We start from the raw sequence: 16,250 nt of genomic DNA on the forward strand, positions 1-16,250 counted from the left end.
ATCAACAGGAATTAAAATGAGCGAAAGCTTTGCGGAACTCTTTGAAGAAAGCTTGAAAACCCTGAACCTTCAGGCAGGCTCCATCATCACCGGCGTTATCGTTGATATCGATTACCAGGCTCGCTGGGTAACCGTTCACGCTGGTCTGAAGTCTGAAGCGCTGATCCCGCTTGAGCAGTTCTACAACGACGCTGGCGAACTGAACATCAACGTCGGTGACGAAGTTCACGTTGCGCTGGACTCGGTTGAAGACGGCTTTGGTGAAACCAAGCTGTCCCGTGAAAAAGCCAAGCGTGCTGAATGCTGGATCGTTCTGGAAGCGGCCTTCGCAGCTGAGGAAGTGGTCAAGGGCGTTATCAACGGTAAGGTTAAAGGCGGCTTCACTGTCGACGTTAACGGCATCCGTGCGTTCCTGCCAGGTTCCCTGGTTGACGTCCGTCCAGTGCGCGACACCACGCACCTGGAAGGCAAAGAGCTGGAATTCAAGGTCATCAAGCTGGACCAGAAGCGCAACAACGTTGTCGTTTCCCGTCGCAGTGTCCTGGAAGCCGAGAACTCCGCCGAGCGTGAAGCTCTGCTGGAATCGCTGCAGGAAGGCCAGCAGGTCAAGGGTATCGTCAAGAACCTCACCGATTACGGCGCATTCGTCGATCTGGGTGGCGTCGATGGCCTGCTGCACATCACCGACATGGCCTGGAAGCGTATCAAGCATCCTTCGGAAATCGTCAACGTTGGCGACGAGATCGATGTCAAGGTTCTGAAGTACGATCGCGAGCGCAATCGTGTTTCCCTGGGCCTCAAGCAACTGGGTGAAGATCCATGGGTTGCTATCAAAGCCCGTTACCCAGAAGGCACCCGCGTCACCGCTCGTGTTACCAACCTCACCGACTACGGCTGCTTCGCTGAGCTGGAAGAAGGCGTTGAAGGCCTGGTACACGTTTCGGAAATGGACTGGACCAACAAGAACATCCACCCTTCGAAAGTCGTACAAGTCGGCGACGAAGTGGAAGTCATGGTTCTGGACATCGACGAAGAGCGTCGTCGTATCTCCCTCGGCATCAAGCAGTGCAAGTCCAACCCATGGGAAGACTTCTCTGGCCAGTTCAACAAGGGCGATAAAATCTCCGGCACCATCAAGTCGATCACCGATTTCGGTATCTTCATTGGTCTGGACGGCGGCATCGACGGCCTGGTTCACCTGTCCGACATCTCCTGGAACGAAGTGGGCGAAGAAGCCGTACGCCGTTTCAAGAAGGGCGACGAGCTGGACACCGTTATCCTGTCGGTTGACCCAGAGCGCGAGCGTATCTCCCTGGGTATCAAGCAACTGGAAAGCGATCCGTTCTCCGAGTACGTTCAAGAGAACGACAAAGGCGCAATCGTTAAGGGCATCGTGAAAGAAGTTGACGCCAAAGGCGCCATCATCACCCTGGCCGACGATATCGAAGCGACTCTGAAAGCCTCCGAAATCAGCCGTGACCGCGTTGAAGACGCGCGCAACGTTCTGAAAGAAGGCGAAGAAGTAGAAGCCAAGATCATCAGCGTTGACCGCAAGAGCCGCGTAATCCAGCTCTCCATCAAGTCGAAAGACGATGCTGAAGAGAAAGAAGCAATCCAGAGCCTGCGCGACAAGCCAGCCGCTGACATTGCTGCTGGTCCTACCACTCTGGGTGACCTGCTGCGTGCACAAATGGAAAAACAGAACTGAGTTCTGTCAGACCATAGAAAAAGGGCGACTTCGGTCGCCCTTTTTTGTGGGCGCGATTCGGGAAGCCCGGCTTTGCTCGTTTCACTTACGCTGTCTGGTCTCGCTGTGAAACCAATCCTGCAACCCGGCTGTCTCTTTCTTTAAGTGGATCAAGCATCTATCAAGGCTGGACTACAGATGTCGTGGCTCTCCGGAACAATGTGGGAGCGAGCTTGCTCGCGATAGCGCCAGGTCATGCACCACCCAGTCGAGTATTGGATATTTAAGGAGATGAATGAACAGGCTCATCCTGGTATTCGCGGCATTGGCATTGGCATTGGCATTGGCATTGGCAGGTTGCACCACAAGCGCCAAGACCCACGCAGTGCGTGGTGTCAGCGGTATCGAGGTCGACTGCTCAGGGTTGGGCTCTGGCTGGGAGAAGTGCCATAAGAGAGCCGCAAGGGAGTGCAAGGGCGCTGGCTACAAGGTCATTACCCGATCAGACGACGCCAAAGATGACGATCAGTACCCCTTTGGTTTCAATCCGGCTGGCTATCTTACTCGTACGATGCTGGTCATTTGCCGGTAGCTTGAGAAACCTCCCCGTCTGCATGGAAGGAAGCGGCAAGGGAGTAATAGAGGAATGTCAATACTTGGGCTGTTCAAATCCCTCCGGTCATGCTAAAACCTTTTCAAGCGATTTTCCTAGCTGCTTGAAAAAGAAGGGAAAAATATGACGAAGTCGGAGTTGATCGAACGAATTGTCACCCATCAAGGGCTACTCTCATCCAAGGATGTGGAACTGGCCATCAAGACCATGCTTGAACAAATGTCCCAGTGCCTGGCTACGGGTGATCGCATCGAGATCCGTGGCTTCGGCAGCTTTTCCCTGCATTACCGCGCCCCACGGGTTGGGCGCAATCCGAAGACCGGTCAGTCCGTCAGCCTTGACGGCAAGTTTGTTCCTCATTTCAAGCCAGGCAAAGAGCTTAGGGATCGGGTGAATGAGGAGGAGGGCGATGAGCTCTGACGCAGCACTAAAGCAAAGGAATTCTCATGCGGAACTTTAAACGCTTGGCCCTGGTCGTACTTGCGCTGCTCGTGGCCTCAGCTATCGTCTTGTTCGTGCTTGAAAACAACCAGCCGGTTGCGCTCCTGTTTCTGGGCTGGTCAGCTCCGCAGCTTCCTGTCTCGGTTTTCGTGATCCTGGCGCTTCTCGCTGGTATGATAGCCGGGCCGTCGCTTGCGTGGTTCCTGGGAATGCGCAGACGGGCAAAATAATGGATATGTGAGCCCAGTAGTCTTGGTGTAAGGATCACGGCCAATAACTTTGTTCTGACTATGGGGGGCGTTTTGTTCGAATTTACTTTGATTCCATCTACAGCTTTATTTACAGAGAGCTCGCGTGCCTTACCTTTTGATGGGGGTGTTGTGTTTACTGCCAGCGAGGCTCTTTATGCAAAATGATCGTGATGATATTCGTAGAGCTGATGAAGTAGATCTGATTGAGCTTATTCAAAGTCTTTGGAATCAAAAATGGCTCATACTGAGCGTTACTATCTTGATAGCTGCCGGTTTCGGCGTTTATGCCTTTCTCGCAAAACCTGTCTATGAAGCGAAGGTTTTTATTGTACCTCCAACTCAGAACGGCATCGCTGAGCTGAATTATGGGCGTGGGAAAAGCACAGAGCTTGACCCTTATTCGATCGGATATGTGTACGGTGTTTTTACCCGAAATTTACAAGGAGAGTCACTTCGCCAGAAGTTTTTTAATGATATCTATCTCCCCTCTCTCTCTGAGCAAGCGCGTCAGGGGGCAATGGATCGATTGTATGAGGGTTTTTCTAAGCAGCTGGTTATAAAAGGTGGGAGTAAGGATGCTCCGGATCGATATTCTGTAACTGTTCAGGGGGGCGATCCCGTGAAGGCCACAGAATGGATCAAGGCTTATGTATCGCGCGCCAGCGAAGCTGCCGAGCTGGAGTTAGTTAAGAACGTAACTGCCGAAGCAGCGGTGAGAGCTCGAAATTTGGAGCAGCGGATTATCAGCTTGCGTGAAAATGCACAGCGTATACGCGAAGATCGTATTCAGCAGCTTCGTGAGGCGCTGAAAATAGCTGAGTCCATAGGGCTAACCGGCCCGGCAATAAAATCTACAGCCGCAATTGATATAACCGTAGAGGCTGGTAGTAAGATGGATTACCAACGGGGAAGCAAAGCGTTGGCTGCCGAAATTAATGCTTTGGAGTCTCGTGCCTCAGACGATGCTTTTATATCGGATTTACGGTCATTGCAGATGCGATACAACTTTTACCGAAAGTTAAATGTTGATCCCGAAAATATCTCGGTTTATCGGCAAGATGGTAGTGTTGAAGTGCCTGAGAGTCCTATAAAGCCCAGGAAGATTTTTATTCTTGGTGTGGGCGTAATCATTGGTCTTCTGTTTGGTGGGTTTGTGGCTTTGATTCGGTTTTTTCTGGCGCGTGCTAATGTGCATGAAAGAGTGAATCATTAATTATATAGCGCCAATTGTCCCGATAAATGAAGTGAGCATCGTCAAATGAGTCCGCGGGGTTTGCTAAATCTCGCGATTCAGTTGTCATTTTTTATTTTATAGGTTGCTCATAAAACTCCAGTGCTGCGTTTGACGCGATCAGCTCGATGTCTCACTCTTGGATCAGTAGCGGCCTCCCTTAGTTGCTACAGATATCCACTTTTTTAAGGTGTTTTTAGTACGTTCTAAGTTGACATGTATTCATACAAGCTCATTTTGTTGTAGAGACGCATACATCCAGTACTCTAAATAATCTAATGATATTTGGGATGGTTCTTGCTCGCGATTGCGTTCGGCGCTGCTACAGTTGCATCTAAGCTTTTCTCCAAAGTTGAGTTATCATTTTCAGGGAGCGAGTAATGTTTGATGTCAATCACGTGTTCCCTGATTCAATAAGACTTATGCTGGGTTAATTTCATTTCATATGGGTGGAGATGACCTGTGAGATCAATTTAATGGAACGATGTGAAATGTGGATAGGCATCCAGTGTGATGCCGGTTGAGGTTTGGTGTGCTTGGGTGGCGCGCCATTTTTTTTGGGGCTCGCCTTTACGATTTTCAGCTTGTGCAGAGATTTATTCGCTTCGTCCAAAGGGATCGAGGTACTTATTTTGCTGAATCTCGCTCAGGGCCGACAAAATTTTGACCATTGCAGTCATTTGTCAATCGGATTGAGATTGTATCTATCCAGGGGTGAGCTAGGTCATGAAGAGTCAATAGAATTTTATTGGCATGAATGATATCTTCATGACGATGAAATCGAAAATTGTGTCTGAGCGGAGTAGAGCGCTTAATCAGCAAGCGGCCGGTTGCTGATGGCTAAAAGCTATTAACTTTTGATGTGGGCGTCCATGTCCCCGCATGAGGTCTGATGACCTGGTGGATCAGGCGTTTCAAGAAGCGGTAGTAAATGCTAAGGCAATAATGTGCCTATATGGGTTAACTGAACAAAACAGAAGCGTAAAAATGAGGGGATAGCCCCCTGTCAAAAACGCTTGGTTACAAAAAATAGGGAGTTGTGTTTGATGTCAAGCTTGAAGCAGGCGAGCGTCGCCAAATTTAAGAATAAAGAGGCCGTTATCGGCATAGTGGGCCTCGGCTACGTCGGTCTGCCTCTGATGCTTCGATATAACGCTATTGGTTTCAAAGTGCTAGGTATAGATATTGATGTTTCAAAAGTAGAGGCGTTGAATTCAGGGAAAAGCTATATCGAACATATTTCCAGTGAAAAGGTTTTCCTTGCACGCCAAAGTGGTTTTGAAGCAACGGTCGACTTCACGCGTGTTGCGGAATGTGATGCCTTGATCCTATGTGTGCCTACTCCTTTAAATAAGTATCGTGAACCTGATATGAGCTTTGTGATTAATACTACAAACGCTCTTAAACCTTTTCTTCGTCCGGGGCAAATTGTTTCTCTGGAGAGCACCACTTACCCGGGTACAACTGAAGAGGAGTTACTGCCACGCGTGGAGGAGGGTGGTCTGCGCGTTGGACAGGATATTTTTTTAGTTTACTCACCTGAGCGTGAGGATCCAGGCAATCCAAATTTCGAAACACGTACGATACCTAAGGTGATCGGTGGGCATACCCCGGCTTGCCTTGAGGTGGGAATAGCGTTGTACGAACATGCTATTGATAAGATTGTATCCGTCAGTTCAACCAAAACTGCGGAAATGACAAAGTTGTTGGAAAATATACATCGAGCTGTGAATATTGGTTTGGTTAATGAAATGAAGGTCGTGGCTGACCGGATGGGGATAGATATTTTTGAGGTTGTTGACGCCGCAGCGACCAAGCCGTTTGGCTTCACGGCCTATTACCCAGGGCCTGGCTTGGGGGGGCACTGTATCCCAATTGATCCATTTTATCTGACCTGGAAGGCTCGTGAATATGGCCTGCATACCCGATTTATTGAATTGTCGGGTGAGGTCAATAAAGCGATGCCTGAATATGTTGTAAACAAGTTGATGGATGGACTGAATGACCGAGGCAAGGCGCTTAAGAATAGTCGAGTATTAGTTTTGGGTATTGCTTACAAAAAAAATGTCGACGATATGCGAGAGTCTCCCTCTGTGGAAATTATGGAGTTAGTTGCAGCTAAAGGTGGGGTAGTTGCCTACAGCGATCCGCATGTCCCTGTTTTTCCAAAAATGCGAGAGCATAATTTTAATCTTGTAAGTGAGACGCTTTCGGCCGAAAATATCGCCAGCTTTGATGCGGTGATTTTGGCGACGGATCATGATGGGTTTGATTACAGCTTTATTTCTAAGCACTCAAATTTATTAATTGATACGCGTGGAAAATATCGAATCTCAGAAAAACATATCATTAAAGCTTGATTGCTGGAGAGGTGATCTTGAAACGTTTTGCTCTAATTGGTGCAGCGGGTTATATAGCTCCACGTCATATGCGTGCAATCAAGGATACAGGTCATGAGCTGGTCTCCGCTTATGATATTAATGATTCAGTTGGTATAATTGATAGTATTTCACCTCAGAGTGAGTTTTTTACTGAGTTTGAGCGCTTTTATGAACATGCTTGGAATTTGAAGCGAGATCCCGCCCAGGCATTAAATTATGTAGCTGTATGTTCGCCTAATTATCTTCATAAGGCCCATATCGCTGCGGGGTTGCGTTTGGGGTGCGACGTTATTTGTGAAAAGCCGTTGGTGCCAACGTCGGAGTGTCTTGATGAGCTTGTTCTAATTGAGCAGGAAACGGGGCGCCAAGTATACAATATCCTACAATTGCGTCATCACCAGGCAATTATCAAACTCAAGGATGAAGTTTCTCGAGAATTCCTTGAGCATAAGCATGATGTAGAGCTTACCTATATCACTTCGCGGGGTAAGTGGTATATGGAAAGCTGGAAGGGCGATCCACGTAAGTCCTATGGCGTGGCTACCAATATTGGTGTGCATTTCTACGATATGCTGCATTTTATATTTGGGAAGCTTCAGAGAAGCGTCGTTCACTTTAATAGTGAATATAAGGCAGCCGGTTATCTGGAATACGAGAAGGCTCGCGTGCGGTGGTTTCTATCAATTGATGCCAACGATCTGCCGGAAGCGGTGAAAGGCAAAAAGCCTACCTATCGCTCGATCACAGTCGATGCCGAAGAAATGGAGTTTTCTGAGGGGTTTACGGATCTTCACACTGTAAGTTATGAGGAAATACTTGCGGGGCGTGGTTATGGCCTTGAGGATGCCCGGCACTGTGTCGAGACGGTTGAAAGTATTCGATCTTCAATGATTTGCAGTGTTCGGGATGATGAAGGTCACCCGTTTCTTCAAAACTTGAACAGATGAGCAATCTATGAACTATCAGTTACACCCTTCCGCTATCGTGGATCCAGGCGCCGAGATCGGAAGCGGGTCGCGCATATGGCATTTTGTTCATGTTTGTTCGGGTGCGCGTATCGGTGAAGATTGTTCGCTTGGTCAGAACGTGTTTGTGGGTAATTGTGTTGTTATAGGTAATAACGTAAAAATTCAAAATAATGTGTCAGTCTACGATAACGTCACTCTCGAAGATGATGTTTTCTGCGGCCCGAGCATGGTATTTACCAACGTATATAATCCACGTAGCGCAGTTTCTCGCAAAGATGAATATAGGGATACGTTGGTTAAGCAAGGTGCCACGTTAGGTGCTAACTGTACTATTGTATGTGGCGTAACGATTGGTGAGTACGCATTCGTTGCCGCAGGTGCGGTTGTTAATCGGGATGTCAAGCCCTACGCATTGGTGGCCGGTGTGCCAGCTAAGCAGATCGGCTGGATCAGTCAGCAAGGAGAGAGGGTACCACTCGGCCTTGCTGGAGAGGGGACGTATACATGTCCTCACACAGCACAACGTTATAAATTAGTTGCTGGCTATCTGGAGTGCACTGGCGCATGAGCATCCCTTTCGTTGATTTAAGAACTCAGTATGAGGCATTGAAGGAAAACATTCAGTGCCGGATTAATAACGTTCTTGAGCATGGGCAATACATTATGGGGCCTGAAGTTGCAGAACTTGAGTCGCGGCTTTCTGTCTACACAGGTGCCAAACACTGCATAACAGTCTCCAGCGGTACTGACGCACTACTCATTAGTTTAATGGCTTTAGGTGTGGGACCTGGTGACGAGGTAGTGACAACTCCATTCACCTTTGCGGCTACTGCAGAAGTCATCGTTCTGTTAGGGGCAATACCCGTTTTCATTGATATAGATCCACTTACTTGCAATATCGACGTGACGCAATTAGAGGCGGCAATTACAAGCAAAACAAAAATAATTATGCCTGTAAGCCTTTATGGTCAGCCTTCAGATATGGATGAAATAAATGCTATTGCGGCTCGCTACGGAAATATACCAGTAATAGAAGATGCTGCACAAAGTTTTGGAGCTGATTACAGAGGCAAAAAGAGCTGCAACTTGTCTACTATTGGTTGCACTAGTTTTTTTCCAAGTAAACCGCTGGGATGCTACGGAGATGGCGGTGCGATTTTTACATCGGATGATTCGATTGCTCAAACGTGTCGGGAAATTCGGATTCATGGACAAAGTAAGCGTTACTGGCATACCCGTATTGGTTTAGGCGGTCGAATGGATACGCTGCAGTGTGCCATCGTCTTGGCTAAACTTGAGCGTTTTGATTGGGAGGTCGCTCAGCGTATAGAAATAGGTAGTACCTATAACAAAATGATGGATGAGTTGGGTGTGGAACGAGTTCGGCAGAAAGCGGATCGGACAAGTGTATTTGCTCAGTACACGGTTTTGATAGAGAATCGAGAAACTCTTCAGGAATTGCTTAGTTTGAAGGGTATCCCTACAGCGATACACTACCCTGTACCCTTGAACGAGCAGCCCATCTACCGGGGTTACGGTCTTGCGATCGACACACCAGTTTCCACTGCAGTAGCAAAAAGAGTATTGAGTTTGCCGATGAGTCCCGATGCATCTGAAATTATTAATCATGTGTGGGCGGGGTTAAGGGAAGCGCTAGAGCACGTCTCTCATGATTGTGAAAGTAACAGGTAATGATTAGGAAGTTATTCGGCAATGCCGGTATTTTCCTTGCGGCCAATATAGTTAACGCCGGAATTCCGTTTCTCTTGCTTCCGTTTCTCACTCGTGTGCTGACACCAGCTGACTACGGTGTGGTTGCTATGTTTGGCGTGATGGTGAGTTTGTTTGGTGCCTTCACAGGGTTGAGTGTACATGGAGCGGTTGCTGCGCGCTATTTTGAGTTGGATAAGCTCTCTTTGGCGCGTTACGTGGGTGGATGTCTTATTATACTTGCTGTAAGTACTATCGCGGTTTTCCTGGTGGTTGGGATATTTGGAAAATGGTTAGTTAAACCGACTGGTGTGCCTTTTGAGTGGTTACTCGCTGCTGTCCTCGTTTCCGGTGCTCAATTTATAGTTAATGTAAAGCTCACTTTATGGCAAGTGAGCCGCGCGGCAAAAAAGTATGGATCTTTTCAAGTGCTGCAGGGCTTAACGAATGCCGGCTGTTCATTAGTGCTTATATTCGGTTTTTTGATGGTTTGGGAGGGTAGAGTATTAGGGCAGATTTTCGCAGTCTTGATATTTGGTAGTGTAGCGTTATTTTGGCTCATTAAAAGCAAAGAGGCTGCTCTTCCTTCCTCCAAAGAAGGGGCGGTCGGGGATGCTCTTCGATTTGGAGTGCCGCTTATTCCACATGTGGTTGGTGGTTTGGTAATGGTGGTTGCCGACCGTTTTGTTATTGCAAATATGTTAGGTGTTGAATCGGTAGGTATTTATACACTGGCGCTACAGTTTGGGCTTATTTTGGGCTTGGTAGCTGATGCTTTCGTTAAGGTCTACGGCCCGTGGTTATATGGAAAACTGAAAGAGAATACTGCCGGATCGAGAATGGAAATTGTGGGTGTTACTTATCTCGTGTGGTTATGTTTTTTGTTAATGGCATTAATGGCGACTTTCTTTTGTAAGCTGTTTTTTACGGATATGGTTGGGGCTGAGTTTCTTAGGGCACAGGAAATTGTGTTCTGGTTTTTTCTTGGGCAGATGTTCAAGGGGATGTATTTTTCGATCGCGGGGTTCTTTTTTTTCTCCTCGAGAACGAGCAATGTTTCCATTGTGACAATATTCACTGGGGTGTTTTCTATTGTCGCTACGATGTTTCTTGTGAAGTTGCTCGGAATTAAAGGTGCGGCTATGGCATATGCTCTTTCGGAGAGTGTTTTGTTTTTGCTTGCTTGGCTGCTCTCGTGGAGGGTTTATAGTATGCCATGGTTTGAGGTTTTTTCATCGATGCGGTTTGTCCTGAAGCGGAGTCTTTCTAAGTGAAGGGATTATTAGTGCGGGCTCTGTCGAAGTTTGTAAGTGTTATGCGCTCGACGAGTTGGAAGATAACTTATGCGATGTATCGAGAGCAGTATGAGTTGAATAAAACTTTTAGATTTAATGGCTACTATATTCAGTTTTATGGTCCAGGTAGAATTGAGGGTGGTCGAAATAGCTATATTGGTGAGTTATCTACTATACAATCAGCGTCAGAATGTGTTGTGGTAATTGGCGCTAATTGCCGAATTTCTCATAACGTAAGAATTTATACGAGCTCCGCTATGGCAGACTCTGATTTTTCCAAGCCTCCAGTGGGGACGAAGCAAGGAGATGTAAAAATCGGAGATTTTTGCTGGGTAGGCGCCAATGTATTTATAAACCCTGATGTGACCATAGGTGAAAACTCTGTCGTCGGGGCGAACTCCGTAGTGACGAAAAACATTCCGCCCAATGAAATTTGGGGTGGCGTGCCCGCAAAGCTTATTAGGAGAAAAGCGTGTGCTGCTATATAGTCGGTTTGTATTGCGGTGTGAAATGCGGTTTTTTGGCGGTTAATGATGTATTTATGATTGTGGATTAGATGCGGCTCTGCTGACGTGCTTGTTGTGGAGACTGTTGATAAGCTTGCTTAGTTTGAATAGGAGACTGCTTGTGAAAGCATTGATCACAGGTGCTGATGGTTTTATCGGTTCACACCTTACCGAACTGCTTGTGCGTGAGGGGTATGAAGTAAAAGCGCTTTCTCAGTATAACTCTTTTAATTACTGGGGATGGTTGGAGAATATTGACTGTTTGTCTAGTGTGGAAGTGGTTAGCGGGGATGTTCGAGATCCCCATTATTGCAAACACGTCACCAAAGACGTTGATTTGGTTTTTAATCTCGCCGCTTTAATTGCTATCCCCTATTCTTATGTTGCTCCGGATAGTTATGTCGATACCAATATCAAGGGTACGCTAAATATTTGTCAGGCCGCCTTGGAAAATGGTGTGAAGCGAGTCATACATACATCAACCAGCGAAGTATATGGCACCGCTCAATATGTACCTATAGATGAGAATCACCCATTGCAGGCGCAGTCGCCTTACAGTGCATCGAAAATTGGTGCCGATGCGATGGCGATGAGCTTTTATAATTCGTTTGACCTGCCTCTGACTATCGCCCGGCCATTTAATACCTACGGTCCTCGTCAGTCTGCGAGAGCGGTGATTCCAACCATTATCACTCAGATTGCCAGCGGGAAAAAACAAATTCAATTGGGCGACACTACCCCTACCCGTGACTTCAATTATGTCGCTGATACCTGCCGGGGTTTTCTGGAGTTGGCTCGGTGCAGCGAAGCTATTGGGGAGACAGTGAATATCGGCTCAAACTATGAAATATCCGTAGGCGATACTTTGAACCTCATTCGTGAGTTGATGGGGAGTGATGTGGAATTCCTCACAGATCAGCAGCGGATCCGCCCTGGTAAGTCTGAAGTATTCCGTCTGTGGTGCGATAATACCAAAATCCGTGGGCTCACCGGCTTCGAGCCACAATATGACATTCGTCAGGGGCTTCAGAAGACAATTGACTGGTTGTTGCTTCCCGAGAACTTGGCCAAATACAAAGCCGATATTTATAACGTTTGAGGCGCTCTTATGTTCGACTCTCTAATCCAGTTCGTGCGTGCGCAATACCGTACAAACGATTTTATTCCACTTCACGCGCCTGTTTTTTTAGGGCATGAGCGTGATTACGTGGTGGAAACGATCGAGTCGACGTTCGTTTCAAGTGTGGGCGCCTTTGTTGATCGCTTTGAGCGGGATATGGCTTCTTACACCGGGAGCCCCCGAGCAGTTGCGACGGTGAATGGCACAGCGGCACTGCACGTCGCATTGTTATTGTCTGGGGTTGAGGCTGGTGATTTGGTCGTGACTCAGTCATTGACATTTGTAGCGACGTGCAACGCGATTGCGTATTGCAACGCCGAGCCAGTGTTTGTTGATGTTGATCGCCATACGTTGGGGTTATCACCGAAGGCCCTTGAAATTTGGCTTGAGAACAACGCGCAGCTGAGTGCCGATGGCTTATGTCGGTATAAGGCGACCGGGCAGATAGTGCGGGCCTGTCTTCCAATGCACACCTTTGGCCATCCGGTTGAACTGGATGACTTGTTGGATGTGTGCATCCGTTGGGGGCTGGTTCTGATTGAGGATGCAGCGGAGTCGTTGGGTAGTTTGTATAAGGGGCGTCACACCGGTTGCTTCGGTCGCTTGGGCACCCTGAGTTTTAACGGAAACAAGATCATTACGACCGGCGGTGGCGGTATGATTCTGGCTAATGAGGAATGGGGAGCCAAGGCGAAGCACCTTACAACCACTGCCAAGCAACCTCATCCCTACGAGTATGTGCACGATGAGCTCGGCTACAACTATCGTCTGCCTAATATAAACGCGGCACTGGGGTGCGCGCAGTTGGAGCAGTTGGAGGGCTTTATTGCGTCCAAGCGAGAGTTGGCGTCTAACTATGCGGAAGTATTGAAAGGGAGCGATTTGCAGTTTGTTAAAGAGCCTGAAGGCTGTCGGTCAAACTACTGGCTGAATGCTGTAATTTGCGCTAATAAGGTTCAGAGAGACGAGCTATTGAAGGCTACCAACGACACTGGCGTCATGACCCGGCCTATCTGGAAGTTGATGAATCACCTCCCTCTCTACGCTAAGTGTCTGCGGGGGGACTTGACAAATTCCGAGTGGCTATCAGCGCGCATCGTGAATTTACCAAGTAGCGTTGTGCCGGAGATACCAACGTGAAACGCAAGATAGCCATTTTTACCGGCTCGAGGGCTGAGTACGGTCTACTCTACTGGTTGATGAAAGACCTTCAGTCGAGTAGCGAAGTTCAGTTGCAGATCATCGTAAGCGGGATGCATCTATCGCCTGAATTTGGGGAGACATGGCGTCAAATTGAGGAGGATGGTTTTCACATTGATGCAAAGGTAGAGATGTTGCTTTCATCGGACTCTGCCGTTGGAATCGTAAAATCAATGGGCGTTGGTACGTTAGGTTTTGCCGACGCTCTAGATCGGTTGCAACCGCACATGTTGGTGGTTCTAGGGGACCGTTTCGAAGCATTGGCAATTGCGCAGGCTGCTTTGATAATGCGTATCCCCATTGCACACCTTCATGGTGGCGAAATTACCGAGGGTGCTTATGATGATGCTATTCGGCACGCCATCAGTAAAATGGCTTATCTGCACTTTGTGGCCGCTGAGCCCTACCGTCAGCGTGTCATTCAGATGGGGGAGTCGCCGGAGCGTGTCTTCAACGTCGGGGCCGTCGGAATTGACCATTTGCTACGTGCTCCGAAGATGAGCATTGAGGTGCTTCGAGAAAGTCTCGGTTTTGACTTGCATTCACCTTATCTCGTCGTCACCTACCATCCGGTCACGGTGATGGATGAAGACCCTCAAGAGAGTTTCATTGCACTCACCGAGGCGCTGGATAAATTCCCCCAGTATCAGATCATATTCACCTACCCTAATGCTGATAACGGTGGTCGAGCTATCATTCCGTTACTTGAAGCCTATGCACAGGCGCAGCCTGACCGAGTATTGGCTATTCCGTCGTTGGGCTTCAGACGTTATTTGTCTGCGATCTCCATGGCATCTGCTGTAGTGGGTAATTCTTCGAGCGGGATTATCGAGGTCCCAGCTTTTGGAATTCCAACAGTAGATATTGGCGTTCGGCAGAAGGGCAGGTTAGCAGCCAACTCTATATTGCACTGTGACCCGAATAGCGATTCAATCGAGCAGGCGCTTCACAAGGCGCTGACATCTGAATTCGCAGCAGCGTGTAAAACTACTGTCAATCCGTACGGGAAGGGCGATGCTTCAGAGGCAATCTTAAAGGTCCTGGAGAATTACGACGGGGCGTCCCACAAATCATTCCATGATCTGAGCTGACACATGAAGCACTACGATAGAGACGCGGTTTACGTTATCGCCGAGGCTGGCGTAAATCATAACGGTGATCGAGAGCTAGCCTTTGCTTTGGTGGATGCCGCGGCAGCCGCTGGCGCCGATGCTGTAAAATTTCAGACCTTTATTGCTGCACGTCTGGCTTCGAAAGAAGTCCCTAAAGCGGCTTACCAGAAAAGCAGCACGGATGAGGCCGAGAGTCAGTTGGCGATGCTCAGTAAATTAGAGCTGCCGCGGGCTTGGCATGTTGACTTGCAGAGCTATGCTCGACAGAAGGGAATTGATTTTCTTTCTACCGCTTTCGATTCAGATAGCCTAGCTTTTCTGTGTGATCTTGAAATGCCTCTATTCAAGGTACCCTCCGGTGAGCTGACAAATGGTCCATTGCTGTGGCAGTTCGCTCGCACCGGTAAAAAACTAATATTGTCTACAGGCATGGCGACCCTCTCGGAAGTCGAGCAGGCGTTGGCGATAGTTGCACATGCTTTAGAGTTCAGTAGTGAGCCGGCAGATATGGATGACGTCTGGCGTTGCTGGAGTCATCAGGAGTCGAGAGCAAGGCTGCAGGGGCATGTGGTATTGCTTCATTGCACCTCTCAGTACCCAACGCCATGGGGTGAGGTTAACCTTAGAGCTATGGATACCTTGGCGACGGCTTTTGGGCTTGACGTAGGTTATTCCGACCACACTAAAGGCAGCTTGGTCTCTATCGCAGCAGTAGCTCGAGGAGCAAGGGTTATCGAAAAGCATTTCACTCTGGATCGATCATTGCCCGGCCCGGATCACCTGGCGTCGCTCGAGCCTGAAGAGCTCAAGACGATGATAGATGATATCCGTGCTCTACAGGAGGCGTTGGGTGATGGAGCTAAAGCGCCCCAAGCTAGTGAGTGGGATACTCGTAAGGCTGCCCGCCAGCAGGTCGTTGCGGCTTGCGACATTGCCGAAGGGACGCTGCTCAAAAGGGAGCAATTAACCACGGCAAGGAGTGGGCAAGGTTTACCGCCGACTGCTTTGTGGGCGCTAGTGGGGCGCCGTGTGGGCCGCTCCTACAACGCAGGTGAGATCATTGAGCTGTGAGCATGAGCAAGCGGTTGGTGATGCTGGGGGCTGGAGGTCATGCGAAGGTGCTATTGTCGCTAATTCAGGCGATGAAGCTGGACCTGTTAGGTCTTTGTGACCCCGGATTGTACGCTCAGGGTGTTTCCCAGTGGCGCGGTATCAAGGTTCTGGGTGGCGACGAGGTGCTTGATGAGTGGGGGCCCGCATCTGTAGACCTGGTCAACGGCATAGGTCAACTTGTGGGTGGGGCGGGGCGGCGGGACATATTTGCGAATTTAAAGTTGAAAGGGTTCCATTTTCCTGTCCTTGTCCATCCTGCCGCATGGGTCGACCCCACGGCGCATTTGGAGGAAGGGGTGCAGGTCATGGCTGGGGCGATAATTCAAGCAGATGTCGTTATTGGCTCGAATTCGATCATTAACACCCGGGCCGTGATCGATCATGACTGTTGCGTGGGAAAGGACGTTCATGTCGCCCCCGGCGCGACAATCTGTGGAAGCGCTCAGATACATGATCACGCTTTTATTGCCAGCGGTGCCACCGTGATCCAGGGAATAACGGTCGGAGAGGGCGCCGTCGTTGGCGCGGGGGCTGTGGTGGTTCGTGACCTCGCGACCCGACAGATTTTGTTAGGTCCAGCGGTGCGTAAAAAAGCCGTTTCGCGCGATGACTAAGGATTATT

16 protein-coding genes are annotated in these 16,250 nt (G+C 48.7%); all 16 read left to right on the forward strand.

Translation table 11 applies throughout. From position 1 onward, the window contains the following. Positions 1 to 16: 16 nt before the first annotated feature. The 16 genes from rpsA (at position 17) to AC3A5O_RS10370 (ending at position 16,242) form a co-directional block, all read left to right on the forward strand. Entirely contained in the window at positions 17 to 1,708 is a 1,692-nt protein-coding gene (gene rpsA, locus AC3A5O_RS10295) for a 30S ribosomal protein S1 (RefSeq protein WP_053120388.1), read from the forward strand. 274 nt (positions 1,709 to 1,982) lie between these two features. Then, positions 1,983 to 2,279 (forward strand): hypothetical protein, encoded by a 297-nt coding sequence (locus AC3A5O_RS10300; RefSeq protein WP_305470281.1) that lies wholly within the window; start codon positions 1,983 to 1,985, stop codon positions 2,277 to 2,279. A 144-nt stretch (positions 2,280 to 2,423) separates the two neighbouring features. Continuing rightward, entirely contained in the window at positions 2,424 to 2,720 is a 297-nt protein-coding gene (gene ihfB / locus AC3A5O_RS10305) for an integration host factor subunit beta (protein WP_003199243.1), read from the forward strand. A gap of 26 nt (positions 2,721 to 2,746) precedes the next feature. Then, positions 2,747 to 2,971, forward strand: coding sequence for a lipopolysaccharide assembly protein LapA domain-containing protein (locus AC3A5O_RS10310; RefSeq protein WP_305470282.1), 225 nt, complete (start codon positions 2,747 to 2,749; stop codon positions 2,969 to 2,971). Between the two features lie 175 nt (positions 2,972 to 3,146). After that, complete coding sequence (locus AC3A5O_RS10315) at positions 3,147 to 4,205, forward strand: LPS O-antigen chain length determinant protein WzzB (protein ID WP_305470283.1); 1,059 nt, start codon at positions 3,147 to 3,149, stop codon at positions 4,203 to 4,205. Positions 4,206 to 5,269: 1,064 nt separating this feature from the next. Further along, a complete protein-coding gene (gene wbpA, locus AC3A5O_RS10320; protein ID WP_305470284.1) occupies positions 5,270 to 6,583 on the forward strand; it encodes a UDP-N-acetyl-D-glucosamine 6-dehydrogenase in 1,314 nt (437 codons plus the stop codon). A gap of 17 nt (positions 6,584 to 6,600) precedes the next feature. After that, positions 6,601 to 7,551, forward strand: a complete 951-nt coding sequence (wbpB, locus tag AC3A5O_RS10325) for a UDP-N-acetyl-2-amino-2-deoxy-D-glucuronate oxidase (RefSeq protein WP_305470285.1) — start codon at positions 6,601 to 6,603, stop codon at positions 7,549 to 7,551. 7 nt (positions 7,552 to 7,558) lie between these two features. Next, a complete protein-coding gene (locus AC3A5O_RS10330) occupies positions 7,559 to 8,140 on the forward strand; it encodes an acyltransferase (protein ID WP_122568953.1) in 582 nt (193 codons plus the stop codon). Next, positions 8,137 to 9,264, forward strand: a complete 1,128-nt coding sequence (locus tag AC3A5O_RS10335; protein WP_305470286.1) for a DegT/DnrJ/EryC1/StrS family aminotransferase — start codon at positions 8,137 to 8,139, stop codon at positions 9,262 to 9,264. The genes AC3A5O_RS10330 and AC3A5O_RS10335 overlap by 4 nt, the downstream gene beginning before the upstream one ends. Further along, positions 9,264 to 10,556, forward strand: coding sequence for a lipopolysaccharide biosynthesis protein (locus AC3A5O_RS10340; protein WP_305470287.1), 1,293 nt, complete (start codon positions 9,264 to 9,266; stop codon positions 10,554 to 10,556). Before AC3A5O_RS10335 ends, AC3A5O_RS10340 begins: the two co-directional genes overlap by 1 nt. After that, entirely contained in the window at positions 10,553 to 11,065 is a 513-nt protein-coding gene (locus tag AC3A5O_RS10345; protein WP_305470288.1) for an acyltransferase, read from the forward strand. Before AC3A5O_RS10340 ends, AC3A5O_RS10345 begins: the two co-directional genes overlap by 4 nt. 139 nt (positions 11,066 to 11,204) lie before the next feature. Continuing rightward, the gene (locus AC3A5O_RS10350; RefSeq protein ID WP_305470290.1) at positions 11,205 to 12,182 is read left to right on the forward strand and encodes an NAD-dependent 4,6-dehydratase LegB; all 978 of its coding nucleotides are present in this window, start codon (positions 11,205 to 11,207) and stop codon (positions 12,180 to 12,182) included. A 9-nt stretch (positions 12,183 to 12,191) separates the two neighbouring features. After that, positions 12,192 to 13,343, forward strand: coding sequence for a LegC family aminotransferase (locus AC3A5O_RS10355; RefSeq protein ID WP_305470291.1), 1,152 nt, complete (start codon positions 12,192 to 12,194; stop codon positions 13,341 to 13,343). Continuing rightward, positions 13,340 to 14,494, forward strand: a complete 1,155-nt coding sequence (gene neuC / locus AC3A5O_RS10360; protein WP_305470292.1) for a UDP-N-acetylglucosamine 2-epimerase — start codon at positions 13,340 to 13,342, stop codon at positions 14,492 to 14,494. Before AC3A5O_RS10355 ends, neuC begins: the two co-directional genes overlap by 4 nt. A 3-nt stretch (positions 14,495 to 14,497) precedes the next feature. After that, positions 14,498 to 15,586, forward strand: a complete 1,089-nt coding sequence (neuB, locus tag AC3A5O_RS10365; protein ID WP_305470293.1) for an N-acetylneuraminate synthase — start codon at positions 14,498 to 14,500, stop codon at positions 15,584 to 15,586. A gap of 2 nt (positions 15,587 to 15,588) precedes the next feature. Then, on the forward strand, positions 15,589 to 16,242 hold the full coding sequence (locus tag AC3A5O_RS10370) for an acetyltransferase (RefSeq protein WP_305470294.1): 654 nt from the start codon (positions 15,589 to 15,591) through the stop codon (positions 16,240 to 16,242). Positions 16,243 to 16,250: the final 8 nt, after the last annotated feature.

The organism is Pseudomonas sp. Soil_N_39 (genome assembly GCF_057655955.1).